The organism is Novosphingobium sp. ST904, from assembly GCF_001298105.1.
In the GTDB taxonomy this organism is placed as follows: Bacteria; Pseudomonadota; Alphaproteobacteria; order Sphingomonadales; family Sphingomonadaceae; genus Novosphingobium.
Genome location: NZ_LGJH01000151.1, coordinates 36,047 through 51,170, shown reverse-complemented (window position 1 = coordinate 51,170; position 15,124 = coordinate 36,047). Strand labels below are relative to the sequence as shown.

Annotated in this window: 11 protein-coding genes and 1 pseudogene; 8 read left to right on the top strand and 4 right to left on the bottom strand. The window is 66.1% G+C overall.

The window, feature by feature from the left end; translation table 11 throughout:
* Positions 1–2: 2 nt before the first annotated feature.
* Genes ADT71_RS16655 through ADT71_RS16640 form a run of 4 tightly spaced genes read left to right on the top strand, consistent with a single transcriptional unit; the run spans position 3 to position 6,821 of the window.
* Positions 3–1,307, top strand: a complete 1,305-nt coding sequence (locus ADT71_RS16655) for a sugar porter family MFS transporter (RefSeq protein ID WP_132469663.1) — start codon at positions 3–5, stop codon at positions 1,305–1,307.
* A gap of 3 nt (positions 1,308–1,310) precedes the next feature.
* Complete coding sequence (locus tag ADT71_RS16650) at positions 1,311–2,801, top strand: family 43 glycosylhydrolase (RefSeq protein WP_082370400.1); 1,491 nt, start codon at positions 1,311–1,313, stop codon at positions 2,799–2,801.
* Positions 2,686–5,928 (top strand): glycoside hydrolase family 2 TIM barrel-domain containing protein, encoded by a 3,243-nt coding sequence (locus ADT71_RS16645; RefSeq protein WP_132469662.1) that lies wholly within the window; start codon positions 2,686–2,688, stop codon positions 5,926–5,928. Before ADT71_RS16650 ends, ADT71_RS16645 begins: the two co-directional genes overlap by 116 nt.
* A gap of 14 nt (positions 5,929–5,942) precedes the next feature.
* A complete protein-coding gene (locus ADT71_RS16640; protein WP_054438608.1) occupies positions 5,943–6,821 on the top strand; it encodes an ROK family protein in 879 nt (292 codons plus the stop codon).
* A 12-nt stretch (positions 6,822–6,833) separates the two neighbouring features.
* Here the strand turns inward: ADT71_RS16640 and ADT71_RS16635 are convergent, their stop codons facing one another.
* On the bottom strand, positions 6,834–7,874 hold the full coding sequence (locus ADT71_RS16635) for a DUF1254 domain-containing protein (protein ID WP_054438605.1): 1,041 nt from the start codon (positions 7,872–7,874) through the stop codon (positions 6,834–6,836).
* Complete coding sequence (locus ADT71_RS16630) at positions 7,871–9,049, bottom strand: sulfotransferase (RefSeq protein ID WP_054438603.1); 1,179 nt, start codon at positions 9,047–9,049, stop codon at positions 7,871–7,873. The genes ADT71_RS16635 and ADT71_RS16630 overlap by 4 nt, the downstream gene beginning before the upstream one ends.
* 239 nt (positions 9,050–9,288) lie before the next feature.
* Between ADT71_RS16630 and ADT71_RS16625 the strand changes: the two genes are divergently transcribed.
* The gene (locus ADT71_RS16625) at positions 9,289–9,876 is read left to right on the top strand and encodes a hypothetical protein (RefSeq protein ID WP_054438601.1); all 588 of its coding nucleotides are present in this window, start codon (positions 9,289–9,291) and stop codon (positions 9,874–9,876) included.
* 51 nt (positions 9,877–9,927) lie between these two features.
* On the opposite strand, the pseudogene ADT71_RS16620 reads toward ADT71_RS16625, so the two are convergent.
* Both ADT71_RS16620 and ADT71_RS16615 read right to left on the bottom strand, forming a co-directional pair.
* A pseudogene (locus ADT71_RS16620) lies at positions 9,928–12,197 on the bottom strand (DPP IV N-terminal domain-containing protein).
* A 104-nt stretch (positions 12,198–12,301) separates the two neighbouring features.
* Positions 12,302–12,763: a cytochrome c gene (locus tag ADT71_RS16615; RefSeq protein ID WP_231635953.1), complete on the bottom strand. Its 462-nt coding sequence runs from the start codon at positions 12,761–12,763 to the stop codon at positions 12,302–12,304.
* Between the two features lie 291 nt (positions 12,764–13,054).
* Between ADT71_RS16615 and ADT71_RS16610 the strand changes: the two genes are divergently transcribed.
* The 3 genes from ADT71_RS16610 to ADT71_RS32235 all read left to right on the top strand — a co-directional run bounded on the left by ADT71_RS16610 (position 13,055) and on the right by ADT71_RS32235 (position 15,030).
* Complete coding sequence (locus tag ADT71_RS16610; RefSeq protein WP_231635952.1) at positions 13,055–13,720, top strand: TetR/AcrR family transcriptional regulator; 666 nt, start codon at positions 13,055–13,057, stop codon at positions 13,718–13,720.
* A 90-nt stretch (positions 13,721–13,810) separates the two neighbouring features.
* Complete coding sequence (locus ADT71_RS32240; RefSeq protein WP_197283052.1) at positions 13,811–14,488, top strand: hypothetical protein; 678 nt, start codon at positions 13,811–13,813, stop codon at positions 14,486–14,488.
* Positions 14,485–15,030, top strand: a complete 546-nt coding sequence (locus ADT71_RS32235; protein ID WP_054438595.1) for a hypothetical protein — start codon at positions 14,485–14,487, stop codon at positions 15,028–15,030. Before ADT71_RS32240 ends, ADT71_RS32235 begins: the two co-directional genes overlap by 4 nt.
* Positions 15,031–15,124 lie beyond the last annotated feature (94 nt).

Here is a 15,124-nt window from a genome sequence, read left to right as displayed (position 1 = left end):
TGATGAATGCGACGCTTTTCCGAGGCGTGCTGGTTGGCGCGCTGGCCGGGCTCTTGTTCGGTTTCGACACGGCGGTCATCGCCGGCACCACGGAAGGCATCCGCACCGCCTTCGGCCTCGACGCCACCGGCGTCGGGGTCACCGTCTCCAGCGCGCTCTGGGGCACGCTGGCGGGCGCTCTGCTGGCGGGCATCCCGGGAGACCGTTACGGCGCGCGTTCCTCGCTGACGGTGATCGCGCTGCTCTACCTTGTGTCGGGCATCGGCTGCCTCCTGGCGATGAACTGGCCGATGCTCCTTGTCATGCGCGTGCTGGCAGGCTTCGCGGTGGGGGCATCTTCGGTGCTGGCGCCGGTCTACATTGCCGAGATCGCACCCGCGGAACGGCGCGGCATGATGGTGGGGGCGTTCCAGCTCAATGTCGTGCTGGGCATTCTCGTCGCTTATCTGAGCAACTACTTCGTATCCAGCCTCCAGCTTGGCGCACTGGACTGGCACGTCAAGTTCGGCGTCACCGCGGTTCCGGCGGTGGTGCTGCTGGTGATGATGCGCACCATTCCCGACAGCCCGCGCTGGCTCTTCGCCAAGGGGCGGGAGGCAGAGGCCGCCGCCGTGCTAAGCAAGCTGGGCAATGCCGACGTTGCTGGCGAGATGGCCTCCTGGCGCCGTGCCGAAAGCCAGACGCACGCCCCGCGCCTCAGCTGGGTGCGTCACCACCGGCCGATCCTCCTGGCCATTGCGATCGCCGCGTTCAACCAACTCTCCGGTATCAACGCGATCCTCTACTACCTCAACGACATCTTCGCCGCCGCCGGGTTTACGGGGGTTTCGGCAGACCGCCAGGCCATCGTCATCGGTGCCTGCAACCTGGTGTTCACCGCACTTGCCCTGACCGTGATCGACCGGATCGGCCGCAAGACGTTGCTGCTGATCGGTTCCGTCGGCCTGACGGCAGCGCTGGCGGGTGTTGCCCTGATCTTCGGCAGCGGCACGCATCAGGGCTGGCTGCTTTACCTCCTCATCGGCTTCATCGCCTTCTTCGCCTTCTCGCAAGGCGCGGTGATTTGGGTCTATATCAGCGAGATATTCCCCACCGACGTGCGCGCACGCGGGCAGAGCCTCGGTTCCTCGGTCCACTGGTTCATGGACGCGATCATCGCTTTCGGCTTCCCGCTCGCCGCCGCCCATGCCCGCGCCCTGCCGTTCTGGCTGTTCGCGGTGATGATGGCGCTTCAGTTCGTGGTCGTGCTGGCCTTCTTCCCGGAGACCAAGCGCCGCTCGCTCGAAGCCATCGGCGAGGCCATGTAAGGGATGATCCGGCTTGCAGCGGCCATTCTCCTGACAGGCGCGGCGTTCCTTGCGAATGCCGCGCCTGTCATGGCGGACCGGAAGGAAACGGCGGCGCTCGATCCGGGGGCGCGCAATCCGCTCCTGCCCGGCTACTTCGCCGACCCGTCGATCGTGGAGCACGAGGGCGAGTGGTTCGTCTTCGCCACCGAAGACCCCTGGGGCGGGGACAGGCTGGGCCTCTGGCGCTCCCGCAATTTCCGCGACTGGACCTTCTCCGAGCCGAACTGGCCTACGAAACAGGCCGCCACCAGCCCCACCTCCAACAAGAGCAAGGTCTGGGCTCCCTCGGTGGTGCGCGGGCGCGACGGGCGGTTCTGGATGTATGTCTCGGTCGGCAGCGAGGTCTGGGTGGGCGTGGCCGATCATCCGGCCGGGCCATGGCGCGACGCCAATGGCGGCCGCCCGCTTATCCCCGGCAACTACCGCCCCGGCTATCACATGATCGATGCCGAGGCCTTCATCGACGATGACGGCACCGCCTATCTCTACTGGGGCTCCGGCCTCAACTGGGTGAACGGTCGCTGCTTCGTGGTGCGCCTCAAGCCCGACATGGTGACTTTCGACGGCGAGCCGCAGGACGTGACCCCGGCGCACTATTTCGAAGGTCCGTTCCTGTTCAAGCGTGGCGGGCGTTATTTCCTGACCTACAGCTGGGGCAACACCACGAAGGACACCTATCAGGTGCGTTACGCCGTGGGCTCTTCGCCGCTGGGGCCGTTCACCGAGCCCGAGGACGCCCCGATCCTCGCCACGGACGCGGCGCGGGACGTTGTCAGCCCCGGGCATCATGCGGTGTTCTCGGCGGCCGGGCGGGATTACATTCTCTATCACCGGCAGGCGCTGCCGTTCCCCGCAGCGGACGGCAAAGTGCGCAGGCAGGTCGCGGTGGACCGGCTGCTGGTCGAGGGGGACCGGCTGCGCGCGGTCCGTCCCACGCACAGCGGGCCTGACATTCCGGGCACTGCCGCGCATCGGCGCACCGGGCAAACCATGCGGTTCAGTGCTTCCGGCATGCTGGACGCGGCCCATGCCGCGGCCCTCGCGGGAGACGACAACTACGCCACCGGCTGGGTCTCTCCGGCGGAAGACGGCGCATGGCTGCAGGCCGACGCCGGACGCAGGCGCCGGATCGGCGCAAGCGAACTGCGCCCTGCCGATCCGGTCACGCCGTTCTCCTTCCGCCTCCTCGCCTCGGACGACGGCAGGCAATGGCGGACCGTTCACGAGGGGCACGATCGGTCCGGTTCGCCCGTGGTCCTGCCCTCGCCGGGTTCTGCCCGATACTTGCGGATCGTCTTCGACGTCCCGCCGCCATCCTTGAATGGAGTTTCCCCCGATGATGCCGCCGAGACACTTCCTGCTGGCAACCGCCGGCCTCGCGATCGGCATCGCCACGTCGGCATCGGCGGCCTCCCCGGTGCCCAGGCCGATCCAGCCCCAGATCTCCGATGAGCGGCCCGACTGGGAGAATCCGGCCGTCTTCGCCCGGAACAAGCTGCCCGCCCGCGCCACCGGTTTCCCTTTCGAGGACCGGGAACGCGCCATTGCCGGCGACCGTACACACTCCCGGCGTTTCCTATCGCTCGACGGAACGTGGAAGTTCGATTTCACGCCCGGCGCCGATGCCGCGCCGGAACACTTCTTCCGTCCGGACTACGATGTCTCGGGCTGGAAGCCGATCCAGGTTCCGGCCGACTGGCAGACGCAGGGTTTCGACCGCCCTCTCTACAACAACGTCCAGTATCCGTTCCCGCCCAACCGCCCGCTGATTCCGCACGATGCCAATCCGGTCGGCTCCTATCGCCGCGATTTCGACGTTCCGGCCGATTGGAAGGGTAGCGACGTGATCCTGCATATCGGTGCGGCGGGTTCGGCCTACCGCGTCTGGGTGAACGGGCAGGAAGTGGGCTACAGCGAGGATTCCAAGCTCCCTTCCGAATTCGATCTGACGCGCCTGGTGAAACCGGGGCGCAATTCGGTGTCGATCCGGGTCTGGCGCTGGTCGGACGGCAGCTATCTGGAAGACCAGGACTTCTGGCGTGTTTCCGGGATCGAGCGTTCGGTCTATCTCATCGCCGCGCCGCGCGCGCGGGTGGACGATGTCTTCGCCCGGGCCGGGCTTGCCAATGGCTACCGCGACGGGACGCTCGATCTTGCGCTCAAGACTTCATCCGCCGCGCGCGGGCTTACCGTGCGGGCCACGGTGCTGGACGGCGACAAGGCGCTGCTTGCCCGCAGCGTGAAAGTCTCAGGTGAAAACGTCACGCTGGACGGCGTGATCCCCGGCGTGCGTCCCTGGACGGCGGAAACGCCCGACCTTTACACCCTGCTTGTGGAACTGGTGGACCGCAAGGGACGCACCCTGCAGGCCACCGCCCGGCGGATCGGCTTCCGTAACGTGGCCATGAAGAACGGCCTCGTCACCGTCAACGGACGCCCGATCACCATTCGCGGCGTCAACCGGCATGAGCATGACCCGGAGCACTTCCATGTGATCTCGGAGGAATCCATGCGCCGCGACATCGAACTGATGAAGCGCAACAACGTCAATGCGCTGCGCACCTCGCACTATCCCAACGATGAGCGGCTCTACGATCTGGCCGACGAATATGGCCTCTACGTCATGGACGAGGCGAATATCGAGAGCCACGAATACCTCTCGGCCGCGAACCGCGCCAAGGACGACAAGACCTATCTGCTCGGTTACGACCCGGCCTGGGAAGCCGCGCATGTCAGCCGCGTCACCAACATGGTGGAGCGCGACAAGAACCATGCCTCGGTGATCTTCTGGTCGCTCGGCAACGAGACGGGCGTGGGCCCCACGTTCGAGAAGGCGGCGGCCGCCGCCCGCGCGCTCGATCCCACGCGCCTGATTTCGTTCCTCGGCCATTCGCAGATCAGCGACCACCGCCCGAACGCCTATGCCGACATCTACGCACCGATGTACGATGGCATCGACAAGATGGTGGACTATGCCGCGCACCGCGAGCAGTTCCCGCAGCCGATGATCCAGTGCGAATATGCCCATATGCAGGGCAATTCCGGCGGCAATTTCAAGGAGATCTGGGATACGATCCATGCCCATGAGGACCGCTTGCAGGGGGGCTTCATCTGGGACTGGGTGGACCAGTCGATCTACCGCTACGCTGCCGATGGCCGCCGCTACTGGGGAGACGGCAGTTCGTTCGGCCCCAATCCGCGCGGCGAGATCGAGTTCGGCGATGGGCTCAACCAGTCGGACCGCACGCCGAACCCGCAGCTTTTCGAAGTGCAGAAGGTCTATTCGCCGATCCAGTTCGCTGTGCTGGATGCCGGGGCAGGGCGGATCGAGGTGCTCAACCGCCACGATTTCCGCGATCTTTCGGGCTTCGACTTCGATTGGGAGCTCGACGAGGACGGCGTGGCCATTGCACGCGGCGCGCTTGCTGCGCTTGCTGCGCTTGCCACGCCGGCACGCAGCAAGGAAGCCTTCTCGGTGCCGCTCCCCGCTTTCGCGCGCAAACCGGGTTCGGAATACATGCTGACCTTGCGCGCCACCGCGAAGGATGGGGCGGTGCCGCTGGTCAAGGCCGGTCAAGTGGTCGGCTGGGAGCAGTTCTCGCTCGGTTCGAGTCCGCTGGCGGACGTGGCGCGACCGGTCAAGGTTGCACTGGTGCAGGATGCGGGCAGCTTCCGCCTCTCCGCCGGCGGCGCGACGCTGACAGTGGACCGCAAAACCGGTCTCGTTTCCGGCTATGCCGTGAAGGGCAGGGCCCTGCTGACGGGCGGAGCACCCAGCTTCACCCGGGCGCTGACGGACAACGACATCGGCACGCGGCCCAAGGGCGCAGACGCGCGCTGGGAGGCGATCGAGGCGGCGCGCAAGGTCGCCGCGATCAGCGCCGTAAAGACCGCCTCCGGCGCGGAAGTGACCGTGCGCTATGCCTTCGCGGATGGCAGGAACACGGCCGATGCCGTCCGTTTCGAGACGCATTACCGCATGGCAGGGGACGGCAGCGTCGAGGTGGAAGGCGCATTCACGCCGCTGGCGAAAGACCTGCCCGATCCGCTGCGCATCGGCTTCGCCTTTACCACCGTCGGCGGGTTCAAGACGGTGGAATGGTACGGCCGGGGGCCGCACGAAAGCTATGCCGATCGCAAGACCAGCGCCATGATCGCGCTCTGGCGCGGGGCGATTGCCGATCAGAACCATGATTACCAGCGCCCGCAGGAAACCGGCACGAAAACCGATGTGCGCTGGATGCTGCTCTCCCCCGAACAGGGACCGGCCCTGCGCATCGCCGGGGATCGGCCGCTGACGATGAACGCGCTGGCCTTCCCCTATGCTGACCTGGCGCGCCGGGAACCGGGCACGCGCAGGAGCACTGACATCGTTCCGCAGGAAAACGGTTCGTTGATGGTCGATGCGATCCAGTCCGGCGTGGGCGGAGATACGACCTGGAACGCGGTGGGTCGCCCACTGCCGCAATATCGCGTACCCGTGGAGCCGCGCCGCTTCTCGTTCCGTCTCCAGCCGCTTGCGGATGGCGCCGGCGAAAGCGAAAGCGCCAGGCCCGCGCAAGCGACCATTGTTCAGTGACTGGAGACCCGAGAATGCTTTTCGCCGCCATCGAGGCCGGAGGAACCAAATTCGTCTGCGGCATCGGCAGCAGCAAGGGATCGCTGCGCACCGAAGTGATCCCGACCACCGATCCCGCTGAAACGCTGTCTCGCGTGGAAGCCTTCCTTGACGCAGCGATTGCCGAATTCGGGCCGATCGCGGCGATCGGCATAGGTTCGTTCGGCCCGCTCGATCTTGATCCGGCTTCGCCGGGACACGGCCGCATACTCGCCACGCCCAAGCCGGGCTGGGAAGGCACGGACATGCCGGCCCGCCTGCGCGCCCGTTTCGGAGTGCCGGTCGGCATCGATACCGATGTCAATGCGGCTGCCTTCGCCGAAATGCGCCTGCACGGGGTGGACAACCTGGCCTATGTCACGGTGGGGACCGGAATCGGCGCTGGGATCGTGGTGCAGGGGCGCACGATGCGCGGCCTGGGGCATCCGGAGTGCGGCCATATCGCGGTAGCGCGACATCCCGCTCATGCCGATTTCGCCGGAATCTGCCCCTATCATGGCGACTGTCTGGAAGGCATGGCCAGCGGCCCGGCATTGCAGGCGGCCTGGGGTGCTTCCGCCAGCCATCTGCCGGAAGACCACCCCGCCTGGGATGCGCAGGCCGATTATCTCGGCCAGCTTTGCGTCACGCTGATTCTCACCGTTGCCCCGCAGCGGATCGTGCTCGGCGGCGGAGTGATGAACCGGCCTTTCCTGCTCGAACGCGTTCGCGCCGCCACCTTGCGGCGTTTGAACGGGTACTGCGTCCAGTGGGACGCGGCGAAGGCGAACGAGGCGCTCCTCCCGCCTCGTTCGCCGGAGGCCCCCGGACTTGTCGGCTCCTACCTGATCGCCGAAGCGGCTTCGGAGCAGTAGCCCGGCGGCGACTTAGGGCGCCGACCGGTTTCTGATCTTCGGCTTGCGATGCAGCCCGGTCTGCGGGCAAGCCTGAGGCTGGTCCTTGCCGACGATCCGGCAGATGAAGGCGCCCTTCCGCCGCCCGGCGGTGTCAATCCGGTTGCGGGCATCGGCGGGCCATCCCGGGCCAACCGCAATGCGCACCCGGCCGTCAGGATCGACCACGGCATTGCGGTCATGAACGCCGGGTCGCTGGAGGTGCTCGTACCAATAGCTGTAGACGTGAAGCGACCAGTAGCCCCTGAGGCCCGGCGGCATCGTCACTTCCAGCCATTCATGTTCCGCAAGGTCGAAGCCGCCCAGGAAATAGCGGGTATCGCCGTCCCCCTGGACCGTCTCGGCCAGTTCGCGCGGCGCGGTGTCCAGCCGGTTTTGCAGTTCCAGCGCAGCGGCTGTCCATTGCAGGTATTCGGCAAGGTTCGCGCGCAGCATCCCCGCCGCGCGGACGAGGGCCTCGTCACCATTTCCGGGAGCAAGGGCGGGCGCCGGGGCGGGATTGTCGCTGGCGAGCTCGAGGGCGGCGGGCAGGGACGTGTCGCGGTGGAGGATCCGGCACATCACGATGCGCGCCTCTGGCGGTATCGCCAGCCCGTGCGGACCCGCGACATCGGGTGCAAGGTCGATCGCAAACGTGCCGTCCGGGCAGGTCGCAGGGTCGAACGCGGCATGACCGACGAGAAGCGGCGCACCGTTGCGGCCCAGTGCAAACAGGCTCACGGAGACGCGTTCCGAGCCATTCAATATGCCGGAAAGGCGGTAGCGCCCTGCAGGATCGATCGCCGCATGATACAGCAGGTAATCGGGGTTGGGGCCGCCGTGGACGGGAAGGGCGCGTGTCAGGCCGCCTGCGCGGAAGTGATGGCCCAGCAGCCCGCCGCCCAGTGCGGCGGCCACCATCCGGTTGACGTAGGCCTGCCCTTCGGCGGCGGTGTCCGGGTCGGGTGCGGTGGCGGCAACGAGGCCCCGGGCATCGCCGATGGCGGCGTTCAGCGTTTCCCAGCCGCTGCTCATGCCGTCGCTCCGGCGCGGGCAGTGCCTTCGGCTTCGGAGGGGATGGCAAAGCGGCCGATGTAGTCGGCGAACTCTGCGCGCAGGTCATCCGCGTCGAGCCCGTATTGCTCCAGCGAATAGTCGTTGCGGCCGCGCGCATGCCTCGGGTTGGCCTCATGCCAGTCCGCCACGGCGCGCGATACGCTTTCCGGCGTGTCGATGCCGATACCCGCATGGATGCGTCGCAGTTCTCCCACGGGACTTGCGACGAGCGCGTAATAGTCCACGTGGACAACCCGGCCGCCCTGTGGCCCCCTGTCGAATTCCAGGATGCGGTCGACATGCCGGCGGATGAAGGCGCGCATATCCCTGCCCACTTCGTGCCTGTCTACCGGACCGGCGGCGCGGGACGAGCGCAGGTTCCACGTCATCTTGGCGATCGAGGCCACGACCTGGGCCGGATCGCGATGGGTCATGACCATGCGCGCGTCGGGATGGACGGCGAGGATAGCATCCATGGCAAGGACGTGGTTGGGGTACTTGAGCGCCCAGGGCTTTCGCGGACCGCGCCACTGCAGGCACTGGAGCTGCCGCTTGTGGATGCGGTAACTGGCTTCCAGGTCGAGCCCCTGCGTCAACCAATCGAAATAGGAGGGTACGCGGTAGAGGTTGTGCAATCCCGCCGCGCCCCAGCTCTGTTCGAGGAAGGCGTGGCATTCGTCGGACCCATCCTCGTCATAGAGGTGCAGCGCCTCGAAGCCTTCGAAATGGCCGCGGCGCTTCTGCATTTCCGTCCAGGCCGCGCGGCGCGGTGCGATCGAGGCGGGGTCGAAGCCCGGCGGCGGCGAGGGCAGGGTCGATTCCCAGGTGCGGATCAGGCGGAAGCGGGGGTCCCGGTCGAACAGGTACTGGAAATAGGTTGTGCCGGAGCGCGGCAGGCCCATCAAGAATACCGGAGCCTCGATCCGCTCCTCGCCGATTTCCGGCTGGTCGCGCAGCCATTTGAGGCTTTCGAGGCGGTTCACCGCATCCATCGTCAACATGGCGCGCGTTCCCGCTTCGCCTTCGGCCGACATCGGAAAGCTTTCCCGCAGAGAAGCCAGCAGGTGTTCGAGATTCTGGCGGGCGCCGGGATCGATGTCGGCAATGCCGACCTTCGCCTCTGCCTCGCCGATGATCGTCGCCGCGTCGAGCATCCCTGTTCTCCCCCGTTTTGCAGCCGGCTTTCTGTTCTTTGCCCGGCCGTTTCCCGAACATGACGCAAAGCGCCGTGGCCGTCGATTGGCGTGCCGGCGGCATCGCCGGCGGGGTAGCGGGATCGGCAGGGCGATGAAGGCCGGGTAAACCCGGATGGCCGTGCGGCTTGGCGCGCCGCGCCTGCTGGTCTATGGGCCCGCCCCGGCGTTCGCGGTGAGCGTACCACCTGGGAATCGTAATGGCAGCAGCAAAAGACCTCATGCAACTCGGCACTCTCGTGGCGGCGCGCCACGGCTGGCCGGAAGCGAAGGCGTTCAAGGCCTACGAACTGGCCGATGCCGATCGGATGAAGCTTGCGGGTACGGCGGTCGAACTCCTGAAGGTCTTCCCCAAGACGCCTGGCGGCAATGCCGCTCATCTTACCGCTGCCTTCGCAGTGCAGCTCGACCGCCATCTGGCCGCGCCGGTCCATGTCGTTGCGGGAACCCTCGCGGTGGATGGCAAGCCCGTCTACGGGGATCGCCTGCCGTTTGACGGACCCGCCGTTTTTGGCGACGACGAGCCACAGTGGAACGGACACTTGTGGGTGATGGTCGGCCCCTTCATCGCCGATATCGCGATCTTCCGTGCAGCCAACTCCAGCGATTGCCCGCCCGAACTCGCCCGCCATGTCCATTCGGTGTTCGGACAGGACAAGGGGCTCTACGTGGATCACTGGCGCCGTTCGCGGCAGGTCGGCCTGAGCTACGAGCCGCAATATGTGCTGAGCCGCGACGAGGTGACGCAGCTCATGGGCGGGGCCTATCGCCTGCTGCAGGGTTCCTGACGGCAAGGCGGGGCACGTTTCCGGCCCCGCCGACTTTGACGGTTCCGGCGATTACTGCGGCGCAGTCACGCCGTGGCGGCCGAGAAACGCGAAGATCGTTTCCCAGACGTGCTTGCTGATCTTCGGCCCCTTCACCGCATGGGTATAGCCGGGATAGAGCATCATCTCGAAGGGCACCGCTTCGGCCTGCAGCCGGGAGATGAGCACGGTGCTGTTTTCGAACACCACGTTGTCGTCCGACATGCCGTGGATCAGCAGCAGCGGATCGCTGATCTTCGCCGCGTTCTCGATCGCGTCGGAGGCCTTGTAGGCTTCCGGCACAAGACGCGGGTCGCCCATGTACCGTTCGGTGTAATGGGTGTCGTAAAGCTCCCACTTCGTGACCGGGGCGCCGGAGATGCCTGCCGCGTAAAGGCCGTGATCGGCCTGAAGCATCTTCAACGTCATGTAGCCGCCGTAGGACCAGCCATAGGTCGCGATCTTCTTCGGGTCGACGAAGTCCAGGGACTTGAGATACACCGCTCCCGAACGCTGGTCGGCCACCTCCACGGTGCCCATCTTGTGGCGAATCTGGCTTTCGAACGCCACGCCGCGATTGGGGCTGCCGCGATTGTCGATGCGGAAATAGATGTAGCCCTTGTCGACGATGGCCTGCGGAAGGGCGCCCAGCCACTGGCTCGCAACCTGCTGGCTATGCGGGCCGCCGTAGTGTTCGAAGAACACCGGGTAGCGCTTGCCGGGCTCCATCTTGGGCGTGATCATCAGCCAGTGCAGGTCGCTGCCGTCCTCGGCCTTGATGGTGCCGAAGGTGGGCGTGCGGTGCGCGGCAAGATAGGGCGCATAGGGATGCGCGCCGTCCAGCCGGTTTTCCTCCACCCAGGCGAGCCGCTTGCCATCGGCGTCGGCCACATAGCTTTGCGAAGGCTGGGTGGGCGAGGAGCGGGTGACGACCAGCGTGCGTCCGTCCTTGTTGGCAACGGCGGCGTTGAACCAGCCTTTCTCCGTCAGCCGCTGCGGCGCGCCCGGCTTGGCAAGGTCGATGGCGTAGAGCTGCGGGGCCAGCACGTCGTCCTTCGTGCCGGTGAAGAGGATCGCCCGCGGTCTTCATCGACCGATACGAGCCGGGTCACGGCCCAGTGTCCGGAGGTCAGCTGGCGCCATTTGCCGCCAGCGAAGTGGTAGAGGTGGCCGTAACCGTCCCGCTCCGACCACCAGACAAGGCTGCCGTCCTTGAGGAAGCGGTAATTGCTCGACAGGTTGATCCAGCTTTCCGGTGCCGCCGTTTCGGTGAAGAGCACGCGGCTCTTGCCGGTATCGGGATCGACCGCGAGCATGTCGATCCGGCTCTGCGCGCGGTCCTGCCGCTGGACATAAAGCGTCTTGCCGTCACGCGCCCAGTTGACGCGGGCAACGTAGATGTCGGTTTCCTTGCCGAGATCGACCTGCACCTTGCCGCTGCCGTCGGGCTTCATCACGAAGAGCGAGACGAGCACGTTGGGTGTTCCGGCGGCCGGGTAGCGCTGCTCGTACGTGCGGGTGCCCTCGGCACCGATCGCGGCGCGGGTTACGATCTTGACCGGCGCTTCGTCGTATCGCTCCACGGCGATAAGGCTGTCGTCGGGCGACCACCAGTAGCCCGCCATGCGGTCCATCTCTTCCTGGGCGACGAATTCCGCCTCGCCCCAGTGGACGGTCTTTGCGCCTTCTTCCGGCGTGACGGGCTTCTGCGCGCCCTGTTCGAGCGAGCCGACCCAGAGCCGCTGGTCCCGCACGAAGGAAAGGTATTTGCCGCCGGGGCTGAGCGCGGAATTCAGTTCGTCTTCAGGGGAATCGGTGAGGCGCCGCACCGAACCGTCCAGCCCGGCAAGATAGAGATCGCCGTCCAGCGGGACGATGATCGAGCGGCCGTCATCGCTCCAGCCATAGGCGACGATGCCCTTGAGGTCTCCCACGCGCTTGCGTTCGCGCTGCATCTTCTCCGTTTCTGACAGCGGGCGGTTGGAGCCGAGCTTGAGCGAATCCACCAGCATCCGCCATTCGCCGCTTTCGCGGTCGTAGCCCCAAAGGTCGTAGCGCTGGCGGTCCTCGGTGCGGTTGCGCAGCAGGGTGAGATATCGTCCGTCGGGCGAGATCTTCACCTCGCGCGGCTGCGGGCCGTCAAGCGAGGGGCTGGCGAAGACGCGCTCGAAATCGAGTTGCGGAGCGGCCGGAGCCGGGGGCTGCCCTGAAGATTTTTGGGTCACGGAAGCGGCCTCGGCGGGGATGGAAGCGACGGGGACTGTGGCACACAGGGCGGCGATCAGCATGGCGATTCTGGACATCGCTACTGTGCCTAATCGCTCCGCGCGGGACAGACCAGACGGGCGGCACAGATTTCGACAGTGCCGCCGTGCCAGCGCTGCGAGCCGGACGCCGCTTTTCGGGTTCAGGGAATCACGCCCCTGGCGGCGAGGTCCACATGTTCCTTGCCGACAGCCGCAGGCGGCACCTTGCCCCCATCGCGCACGGCCTTGACCTCGGCTGGCGTGAACGGTTTCACCGGCTTGCCGCCCTTGCCCAGCGACACGAGGTGGTTGAGCACGTCTGCCACGTCCTGGTCCTTCATCATGCCCATCGCCGGCATCATTCCGCCGATCTTCCGGCCGTCCACGGTGATCGGGCCGGTCACGCCGAACAGCACGGCCTTGACGAGATAGGCACGGCCCGCCGGCGATCCGGCGATCTGCGCGGCGCGGCCGTTCAGGCGTGGAAACTGGCCGGGAGCGCCGGTCCCATCGGCCTTGTGGCACATCGCGCAGCGTGCGCCGTAGACCTGCGGCCCTGCCGACAGTGCGGGCGCGGCGAGGAAAAGCGCCGGAATGAGCGACGCGGCGAGCATTCTTTTCATGGAGCGGATCATTCCCGTCATGGTGGGAGAGATTTCAATACTTGACGATCATCCAGTATTCGTCAAGCTGCCAAATCGATGGCCGATATGGAAAAAACCTGAGTGCCTATCGGTCGTCGCTGCCTTCGTGTATGCGTCATTTACCCCATGCGGGCGTTCGTGGCGCAAGGCCTCGGCAACGCCCCGTCTCATCAGCGTGGGGCCGGCCGATGCGGTGTCCTTGCAACTGCGTCGTTCGTGCCGCCGCCAGTGCCCTGGCTGCGGCCTCGATTGTGATTCAAGAGGTAGTCCGTGGCCCAGATCGACAGTGATTCCGTTTCCCGTCCCGGTGTCTACGCACGCGGCACCGAGACGGTAGACGCGATTCTCAAGGCGGCGCTCAGCGTCCTGATCGAAGAGGGGGCAACGGCTTTCACGATCCGCCGCGTTGCCGCCGCCTGCGGATTGCGGGTGGGCAACGTCAGCTATCATTTCCCGCGCAAGGAAATGCTGGTTCAGGTCCTGCTGGACGACATCATGGCGCATTACGATGCCAAGCTGGAAGTGAACGTCCGTCAGGCCGAAATCCCGGACGAAGATCGTCTGCGACTGGTCATCACCATGTGTCTCGACGACATTTCGACCAAGCGCACCACGCGCCTGTTCACCGAGCTCTGGGCCCTCGCCAATCACAATGACTTCATCGCCGAGCGGATCCACGCCTTCTACGGCAAGGTCCACGACGTTCTGAGCGAGCATATCCGTCCGCTCAATCCGAACCTGAGCGAGGATGAGGTTCGCACCCTGGCGCTGTTCATAAGCGCTTCGATGGAAGGCACCACGCCGTTCCTCGGCTTCGACAAGCCGTGGAAGGCCCGGATGCCCGCAATCACCGCGATCTCGCTCGAATGGTTCGTGCACCTTGTCAAAAATGTGAAACCCGGTGACATTGCCAGCCTGACAAGCGCCCTGACGTGATCGACTCGGACGCGATCGGGAGGCGCGGGGCGGAAAGGTAACCTGAGGGGCCAAGGCACGGACAATCGTGCCATGGTACAGGGGGTTATCGTGGGTTCGCACAGCTTTCGTGATCGTCTCGTCCTGCCTGCCGTCGCCGTTGCGTCGCTGGCTCTGCTTCAGCCGGGTATCGACCCGGTCTTTCTCACCCTGTTGACAGCGGCCCATCATGTCCCGCCGGAATCGCATGGCTGGATCGTCGGCGCGACGCAGGGCGGCATGGCGCTCGGCTCGGTAACGGCATGGGTGTTCGCGCGCGATATGCCGGGCCGCCTCTTCGTGCTCGCTGCGCTTGGGGCATTCGTTGCGGGGCTGGCTACCGTAAACGTCGGCGCGGCCATGCCGCTCATGGCGATCCGCGCGGGCTACGGCGTGGCAATGGGCCTCCTTTACACGCATGCCATGGCAAGTGCCGCGCAGAACCGTCCCTCGGGCGCCTATGGCGCGGTGTTCCTGCTCCAGCTTGTCATTTCCACCGTCGTGGCGGTGCTTCTCCCAATAGTGTCTGACATGCTCGGGCCGAGGATGGCGCTGATGACACTTTGCCTCGCGGCGCTCGCGGTGCTGCGGCGTTTCTGCTGTTCCCGGCGGCACTGGGCGGGGCGGCGGTACCCGGCTCTTCCCCGGCCAGATGCCCTGCCGCACCGGCGGGTGAGGAGCGTCAACCCGTTGGAATGCAGGGCTGGCTCTACGCGGCGTCGGCGCTCGCATTCATTTGCGCGACGATGATGGTCTGGTCCTTTACCGGCGCATTGGCGATCGAGTGGCGGATCAGCGAGGACGTGGTGGGGCGGGCCGTGGCAATGGGCTCTATCGCGGGTGCGGCGACGGCACTCGCCGTCATGCGCGAGAAGCCGGTAGTTCCGCCCGTCGTCAGCGGCCTTGTGGCGGGGGCGATGCTGCTGGCGCCGATCGCCGGCGCTCGCGGCGGAGACATGGCCTTCGTGCTGGCGATCGTGCTGTTCAATCTCGGCTCCACCGCAATCATCGTGCGCACGTCCGGCCTCGCTTCGGGGGCGAGCGAGGACCGGCTGTTCCGCCGCTTCGTCACCTGCACGCACAGCCTCGGCATGATCGCGGGTCCGGTCCTGGGAGGCATCGCCACATGGCTTATGGGCGCGCTCGGATTGCCGGTCATGGCGGCCCTCGCCATTGTCGCCGGTTGCCTCGCGCTGGGGATCGCGGGGTTCCGGGCGAAGCCTTCGCGCGATGATGCGGTACAGCATGACGAGCCGCAGAATGACCTCGCACTCGCTGTCTCGTTCGGCTGACGGGCGGGGTAAATGACGTATTCCCGCTGCACCGGCGCCGATCCTAACAGGGGTGCCGGAAGATTTTGCAACTGCACAAAATTGACGCTTGACC